At 60.6% G+C, this 7788-nt stretch carries 5 protein-coding genes; 4 read left to right on the top strand and 1 reads right to left on the bottom strand.

Going from position 1 to position 7788, the window contains the following annotated elements:
* Positions 1-550: 550 nt before the first annotated feature.
* The 4 genes from AB4097_RS21190 (at position 551) to AB4097_RS21175 (ending at position 6504) form a co-directional block, all read left to right on the top strand.
* On the top strand, positions 551-1333 hold the full coding sequence (locus AB4097_RS21190; RefSeq protein ID WP_442043227.1) for a 4'-phosphopantetheinyl transferase family protein: 783 nt from the start codon (positions 551-553) through the stop codon (positions 1331-1333).
* The gene (locus AB4097_RS21185) at positions 1269-2240 is read left to right on the top strand and encodes a thioesterase domain-containing protein (RefSeq protein WP_442043229.1); all 972 of its coding nucleotides are present in this window, start codon (positions 1269-1271) and stop codon (positions 2238-2240) included. The genes AB4097_RS21190 and AB4097_RS21185 overlap by 65 nt, the downstream gene beginning before the upstream one ends.
* Positions 2241-2274: 34 nt before the next feature.
* Positions 2275-5247, top strand: a complete 2973-nt coding sequence (locus tag AB4097_RS21180) for an amino acid adenylation domain-containing protein (protein ID WP_442043225.1) — start codon at positions 2275-2277, stop codon at positions 5245-5247.
* A gap of 87 nt (positions 5248-5334) precedes the next feature.
* Positions 5335-6504: an acyl-CoA dehydrogenase family protein gene (locus tag AB4097_RS21175; RefSeq protein WP_442043223.1), complete on the top strand. Its 1170-nt coding sequence runs from the start codon at positions 5335-5337 to the stop codon at positions 6502-6504.
* Between the two features lie 95 nt (positions 6505-6599).
* Here the strand turns inward: AB4097_RS21175 and AB4097_RS21170 are convergent.
* Positions 6600-7788 (bottom strand): Ig-like domain-containing protein (locus AB4097_RS21170; protein WP_442043221.1); only part of this gene is annotated, 1189 nt, incomplete at its 5' end.

Genomic DNA, 7788 nt, shown 5'->3' with positions numbered 1-7788 from the left:
TCGTCTCCGGGGTCAGGGTCAGGTGTCGCAACCCAAACTCTAACCGAAGACTGGCGATGACCACCTCACAGGCGGCATGCTGCGCTATGGGGAGCTTCGCATGCCGCCCTCGCGGCCCGCTCCTACACCACCTCCCGGGACGCTACCCGGTAGCAAGCCGCACATCCGGCTATTTCGACAATAAAAACAATGTCGTGAGATAAATGTTCGCGGACGATGCGGCCACATCTCATGCCGTTCGGACACTATGCGGCCGCGCCGGCCCTCTGCCCACAGAGCTTCTGCACGCGACGAGCAGACCCAATTGCTGTGCGAGACAGCTTTCAGGAGCGTGACATAGTTTCAAGTAACTTACATCGACAGGATCTTTCGATGTAGCGCATAGGTGCATCCGTATACCCAAAAAGCGCTACTTGCTTCCGTTGTATCTCGACTGTTTCATTGTTGAAGCTGAATGTTTTAGTCGTCGAAGCCGTGTGAGCCGCGTCGCTGCTGAACAGTTCAAATTGCGCTTGAGTATACTAGCGCTCCCAACGAACGGGATCCACGTATGACTCTGGCTGCTGACCCGAGGTATAGAGTCGTGAGGCCGGCTCCTGAGGACGAAGACCTGGAGGTCTTCGTTTTCGAGCTTGATGCTGTGCCGGAGATGATCGATGGGATCGCGGCCTGCCTCACGGACGATGAATATCGGCGCGCCGAACGCTTAGTTTCGGATCGGGACCGCCAGCGCTTCATCACCACGCGGGGACTGGTGCGCCATATCCTTGCCGCAAGGTTGGGGATTGCACCAGCCCGGATCGAATTCGAGTACGGCCCGCAAGGCAAGCCCATCCTCTCTTCCCGCATGCCCGCGGGCGATCTGCACTTCAGCGTCTCACGATCCGAAGATGCGGCTGCGGTTGCCCTCTCCACCAACCGCGAAGTCGGGGTGGATATCGAGGCTGTCCGTCCTGTTCCCGAGGCAGACCAAATTGCCTCGCTATGCTTCTCCGCATCCGAGCATGATACGTATCTCGCGCTCCGCACGGAGGAACGACTGACAGGCTTCCTCCAGCGTTGGACACGGCTGGAAGCCATTTCCAAGGCCGAAGGATGCGGCCTGGGGCAACCGATTTCATCGAACGAAAGGGATTGGAGCGTCCACGCATTCATACCAAGCCCGGGATACATCGGGACCGTGGTCGTCCAGAAGCGGTTGGAGGATCCTCATGACGGCATCGGCACTAAAAATCCCGGAGCTCCTCGCTGGCCTTGCGGGGAAGGACGTGAAGGTCTGGGTGGAAGGCGACCGGCTGCGGTGCAACGCGCCAGCGGGCGCGCTGACGCCTGAGTTCCGCGACCAGCTGCGGGATCGAAAGACCGAGATCATCGGTTTCCTGAACATGGCCGCGGCGGCGGCCCGGCAACAGCCCGCCATCGTGCCGCTCCAATCCCGTGGAGCGCGCACGCCGATCTATGCCGTTCCCGGACACGTGGGAGCACCGTTCACGTTCTCCGATCTGTCGAAGCGTCTCGGCGACGATCAACCGTTCTACGCACTCCAGCCGGCGGGTTACGATGGGCGGATCGAACCGATGGATCGGATAGAAGACATTGCCGAGTACTTTGCGGGACAAATCCTCAAGTTCCAGCCTTCGGGACCATACGTTATCGCAGGCTATTGTTCTGGCGCCGCCACCGCTTTCGAAGTGGCACGACGTCTCGGCCAGCGCGGCGCAGAGATCCAATGCCTGGCCCTGTTCGGCCCCCTTCATCCCAGCACATATAAGGTATTGCCTCGGCTCATCATCTTCTTCGCCAAGCGCCGGGCAGCGCCGCTCATGCGCGAGCTGGCAAAGCTCCCATCGTTCGGTGCACGCCTCCGGTATCTTGCCAGCCGGTTCCGCAACCCCGGCGACCGTTTCCGCAGGATCCTTACTTCCGTCCGCGAGGCTCGTGAGACGGCCAACGCCGATCCGGTCCTGGAAAGCAGAGCCCGCGTCAAATCCACGGCCATCACGGCACTGCGGCGATATACTCCCATCCCGCACCAGGGGCGCGTATGCATGTTCCTGCCCAACAAAGCCTGGGTACGATCCGGAGCAGCACCCCTTCGATGGCTGGAGATCGCTCCCCAGGCCGAGATCTACTACGGCCCCAAGGAATGCGACGCTCCCCGCATGCTCGAGGAGCCCGATGCTCCTGCCATCGCTGAGCTGTACCGAGAATCCACGCGCCGTCTGTCGGGATCGAATTGATCAATCCTCGATGCCGCAACTGGGAGCCATACTCGTGAACCAATTATTTGCCCCGACTTCGGATAAAGCATCGATCCCTCTTCTCGGCGATCGGGACTATCAGACACTTGTCGCCGCGTTCAATGCGACGTCGGCGCCCTACCCGTCCGACAGGACCGTCGTCGATCTGTTCCGTGCGCAGGTTGAGCGGACGCCGGATGCCGAAGCAATCCGCCTTGGCGACGAAACGCTCACGTACAAGCAGCTCGATGAGCGCTCCAATCAGATGGCCACTCATCTGGCATCGACGGGAATTGGGCGAGGAAGCATCGTCGTGGTGTTCATGGAGCACTCCATCGAGGTCGTCGTGGCCATACTCGGCATCCTGAAGTCCGGAGCGGCCTACGTGCCTATCGATGCAGCAACACCCAAGGGACGCCTCGCCAGGATCCTGAGTGACATCGTCAAGGGCACCGATGGACGGATCCCGCTCGCCGTCACACAAAGGGATCTTCAGTCGAACCTCCCTTCGGACCTTGCCAGGACGTTCGTGCTGGACGCCGACTTTGGATCGATCACAGACCAGCCCGTCACGGATACGAATTCCGAGGCCACTCCGGACGGCTTGGCTTATATGATTTTCACATCCGGCTCTACCGGAACTCCCAAGGGCGTGATGATCGAGCACCGGAGCTTGGTGAACTATGTCTGGTGGGCGGCCCAGGTATACAGCGACGGCGAAAGCCTCGCATGGCCTCTCTTCTCCTCTCTGGCTTTCGACCTGACCGTCACGACGCTCTTCACCCCTCTCGTCACCGGCGGCCGCATCGTCGTGTATCGCGGCGAGCCCGGCGCGCAGAGCATGACCGTGCTCAAGGTCATAGACGACGACGACGTCGATATCGTGAAGCTGACCCCAGCTCATCTTGCCATGATCCGCGACCGCGATCTCACGTCCATCCGGATACGCAAGTTCATTGTGGGTGGCGAGGATTTCAAGACGGAATTAGCACGCGATATCACGAGGGCCATTTCTCATCCGGTCGAGATCTACAACGAGTACGGACCGACCGAAGCAACGGTCGGCTGCATGATTCATCGCTTCGACATTGAGGCGGATCAGGCCCCATCCGTCCCAATCGGATCTCCCGCGGCGAATGCGGGCATCTATGTCCTGGACGAACAATACCGTCCCGTTCCTCCTGGAGTCATCGGCGAGATGTTCATTGCCGGCGACGGCCTTGCGAGAGGCTACTTCAATCGCCCGGACATGACCGACGAACGCTTCATCAACGCCCCGGATCCACGCGACCCGGCCTCGACGCTGAGGCTCTACAGAACAGGCGATCTTGCCCGCTGGGGCTCGGAAGGCCGCCTTGATTTTCTCGGCCGGGCCGATCATCAGGTGAAGGTCGGTGGCGCCCGGATCGAGTTGGGAGAGATCGAGGCACGCCTCCTGAAGCACCCGGATATCGAGGAATGTGCCGTTGCCGTCGCTGCATCGGTGGGAAAACACCGGACGGAACCCCGCTACTGCGAGCGGTGCGGTGTTGCATCGGATATGCCAGGAACGACGTACGATGAAACCGGTGTCTGCAATCTATGCCGGGCATTCGACAGTTACGTCGACAAGGCGCAGAGCTATTTCAAGACGCCGGACGATCTTCAGGCCCTCATCGAGGAGATGCATGCGAACCGCAAGGGTCCCTACGACTGCATCGTACTCCTGAGCGGCGGCAAGGACAGCAGTTACATGCTGTGCAAGCTTATATCGATGGGCGTGAAACCCCTTACCTTCACTCTCGACAACGGGTTCATCTCGGAGGGAGCCAAGGCCAACATCAGGCGTCTCGTGACCTCTCTAGGTGTGGACCATCACTGGGGAAGCACACCCCATATGAACGAGATCTTCGTCGACAGCCTGAAGCGCTTCGCGAATGTCTGCAACGGCTGCTTCAAGACGATCTACACGCTGGCGACGCATCTCGCTCGAGAGAGGGGGATAGGCTATATAGTCACAGGATTGTCGAGGGGGCAATTCTTCGAGACCAGGCTGACCGAAGAGGTATTCAAGCGGGACGACTACGACCCAGCCCGACTGGATTCGCTCGTTGCCGAAGCGCGCAAGGAATATCACCGCCGCGAAGACGCCGTATCACGCTATCTCGACGTCGATATCTTCCGCGGAGACTCGGTCTTCGAGGAAGTAAAGTTCATCGACTTCTACCGCTACTGGAGCGTCCCACTTGAGGACATGCTCGCTTTCTTGAAGACCCAGGCAGGCTGGAGCCGCCCCTCGGACACCGGGCGCTCCACGAACTGTCTCATCAACGACGTCGGCATCTTCGTCCACAAGAAGCAACGCGGGTACCACAACTATGCCCTGCCCTATAGTTGGGACGTTCGATTGGGACAGAAGACACGGGAAGAAGCCATTGACGAATTGAACGACGAGCTGGATGTGCCACGCATCAGGGAAATCATGTCCCAGATCGGCTATATCGAACCCGCCTCAGCGGAAGATGGCATCGCCCGGCTCGTGGCCTATTACGTCTCCGCGAAGCCCGTCAGCGCGGCGGACTTACGTGCCCACCTTGCCGAGGAGCTGACAGACGCCATGATGCCGACGCACTTCATCCGCCTGGATCGCATGCCGCTCACGACCAACGGCAAGGTCGACCGTGCGGCGCTCCCGGAGCCGACTGCAGAGAACATTCAACCCGAAAACGACTTCGTCGCCCCATCGACGGAAACGGAGAAAGCGCTGGCCGCCCTATGGTGCGACCTCCTGAAGGTCGATTCCATCGGACGAAACGACAATTTCTTCGGGCTGGGCGGTCATTCGCTTCTTGTTATGCGAGCCGTATCGCGCCTGCGAGAAACCTTCGGCGTTGATGTCCAGCTCCGCAATCTCTTCGAGCGTCCCACGGTCGCCGAGCTGGCCGAGGTGATCGATGGCATGCTCTGGATGGCAGGCTCGGAGACGATTTCCACATCGGAAGGTCCAAGAGAGGAGATCGAAATCTGATTCGCGATGGAGTTCGAAATACGTCGGAAAACCACTTCGGTAGGGCGGGCTTTGCGGTCAGACCGAGCAGCAGGGCGGGTGAGAGCGATGGATAATGTTCGTGTAGCGGCGAAACCGCCAGGGCTGCCTTGGGCTGCGGGGGAATACGCACTCCTGCGCGGCCAGGTGAGACGGTTCGTCGAACAGGAGATCAAGCCACACGCCGACCGATGGGAAGAGGACGGCTTCATACCTCGCGCAACGTTGCGGCGAATGGGCGAACTCGGCTTCCTCGGCATCCGCTACCCGACCGAGTACGGCGGCGCGGACATGGATACGGTCGCGTCCGCAATCTTCGCAGAGGAGCTGGGGCGATCAACCTATGGAGGCGTCGCCATTGCGACTCTGGTTCACACGGACATGGCCTCCGTGCACGTCTTTCACGACGGCACAAAGGCACAGCGGGCCCGCTGGATGCCGGGGATCGTCTCGGGCGACGTGATCACCGCCATCGCAATCACGGAACCGGACGCCGGATCGGACGTGAAGAGCATCCGGACCCGCGCCCGTCGGGACGGCGAATCATATGTCATCGACGGAGCGAAGCTCTACATCACGAACGGTGTCTACGCGGATCTCTACTGCGTCGCGGCCAAGACCGATCCTTCGGCCGGGAGCCATGGCATCTCGATGTTTCTCGTCGAGAAAGGCACGCCAGGCCTGAGAGTCGCGCGTGCGCTCGACAAACATGGCTGGCGCTCCTCCGATACCGCGGAACTCTTCTTCGACGGTTGCCGTATTCCTGCAGAAAATATCCTTGGAGCGGAGGGACAGGGCTTCTATTCGATCATGGGAAAGTTCCAGAACGAACGCCTTGTCCTTGGCGCCATGGCCCTGGGAGCAGCCGACGCGGCCATCGAAATGACGTTGGCCTGGGTGAAGGCACGCCGCGCATTCGGAGGCGTTCTGTGGGATATGCAGGTAATCCGTGAGCGCCTCGCAATGCTCACCGCGAAAGTGGAAGCGGCCCGCCAGTTCCTTTATGCCACAGCCTGGCGCATGGCGGCAGGTGAGGATTGCATCCGCGAAGTCTCGATGGTGAAGGCGATCTGCGGCGAGCTCGTAAACGAGGTCATGTACGCGTGCGTACAGTTTCACGGGGCCATGGGCTTTATGAGAGAAAGCCCCATCGAGCGACTGGCGCGCGATGCCCGCGTCCTGTCGATCGGCGGCGGTGCAACCGAAGTGATGCTGGAAGTGGTGGCCTCGATGTCCTGAGCGGCTTCTTCGCGCTCGTGTCTCCGCATCTGAGAATGCGCAAAGCGGCCCCGGCTATGCCGGGGCCGCTTCAATGTTATCGCGCGAGACGATTTTTAGATGACGAAGAAGTCGGCGGCGGTCAGCGCAGCCTTGTTCTCGATCACCGCGAACTTCACGGCAGCACCCGAACCCGAACCGTCGGCATCGTAGGACAGGTCGCCAGTGGTCTTGTTGTAGATGATCCGGTCGTTGGAATCCAACGCCTTCGTACCGACAACGAAGCTGCTCGAGGAAAGCTTGCCGTATGCGAGCTTGGTGAAGATCTCATCGCCAAGATGGATCGTGTCATCGGCGACGTTGAAGTCGGTGATCACATCCACATTGCCGCTACCGAGCTTGAAGTAGAGGCCTTTTCCAACGTCGGCGGCAAACACAAACGCGTCCTTGCCCGCACCGCCGGTCAGGATATCGCTGCCGCCCATCCCCCAGAGCTTGTCGTTTCCGCCATTGCCCTTGATCAGGTCGTTGCCGGACGTGCCCCGCAGATCATTGTCGCCGCTCGTCCCATTGATCGTCTTTGTCGTAACCGGCCGGGACGGCGCAGGTGTAGGCGTGGGGGTCGGGGTGGGCGTCGGAGACGTCACAGCACCGTCCGCGACCTTCAAGGTCACAGTCCCGGTGGCCGTGTCGCCATCAGCATCCTTAGCCGTGTACTTGAAGCTGTCCGTGCCGAAGAAGCTCGACTTCGGCGTGTAGACGAACGAGCCGTCCGCGTTGAGCTTCACGCTTCCGCCCTGCGTGGTCGTGAACGTACCCGCAACCGCGGCTTTGCCACCATCGAGAGCCGTGTCGTTGACGAGAACGCCTTTGGACACGTCGACCGTGAGGGCCTTATCCTTCGTGGCAGCATAGCTATCGTCGGCCACCGCGACTGGGTGATCGGTCGGCGTGGGCGTCGGGGTCGGGGTCGGGGTGGGTGCCGGCTGGCCCGGCGCCGTGATGGAATCAGGGCTGCTGTAGACGGTGTTCGGCGCAATCGTCGAGTTCACCAGACCGGTGTTGGCACCATAGGTGCTGTAATGCACGTCGCCCACGCCGCCGAGCACGTTGTTGGTAATCACCAGACCCGAGGACGGGAGCTGACGATCCCCAATCTCGTTGGCGATCTCGATGCCCGTCGCCGGCTTGCCGCTGCGGTAGAAATCGGTGTCGTAGGTGTGTGCCACGGTGTTGGACTGCACCACCGCACCCTGCGCGTTGTCGAGATAGATGCCGACGCTGAAGCTGTCGTAGACCTTGTTG

It is taken from the genome of Microvirga sp. 2MCAF35 (assembly GCF_052115545.1).
Taxonomy (GTDB): Bacteria; Pseudomonadota; Alphaproteobacteria; order Rhizobiales; family Beijerinckiaceae; genus Microvirga.
The sequence above is the reverse complement of the archived record's forward strand: the minus strand, read 5'-3'. Positions and strand labels throughout refer to the sequence as shown.

Excerpts from the sequence above, each read along its gene's own strand:
- AB4097_RS21175 (WP_442043223.1), top strand. The coding sequence starts at position 5,335 with ATGGATAATGTTCGTGTAGCGGCGAAACCGCCAGGGCTGCCTTGGGCT.
- AB4097_RS21190 (WP_442043227.1), top strand. The coding sequence starts at position 551 with ATGACTCTGGCTGCTGACCCGAGGTATAGAGTCGTGAGGCCGGCTCCT.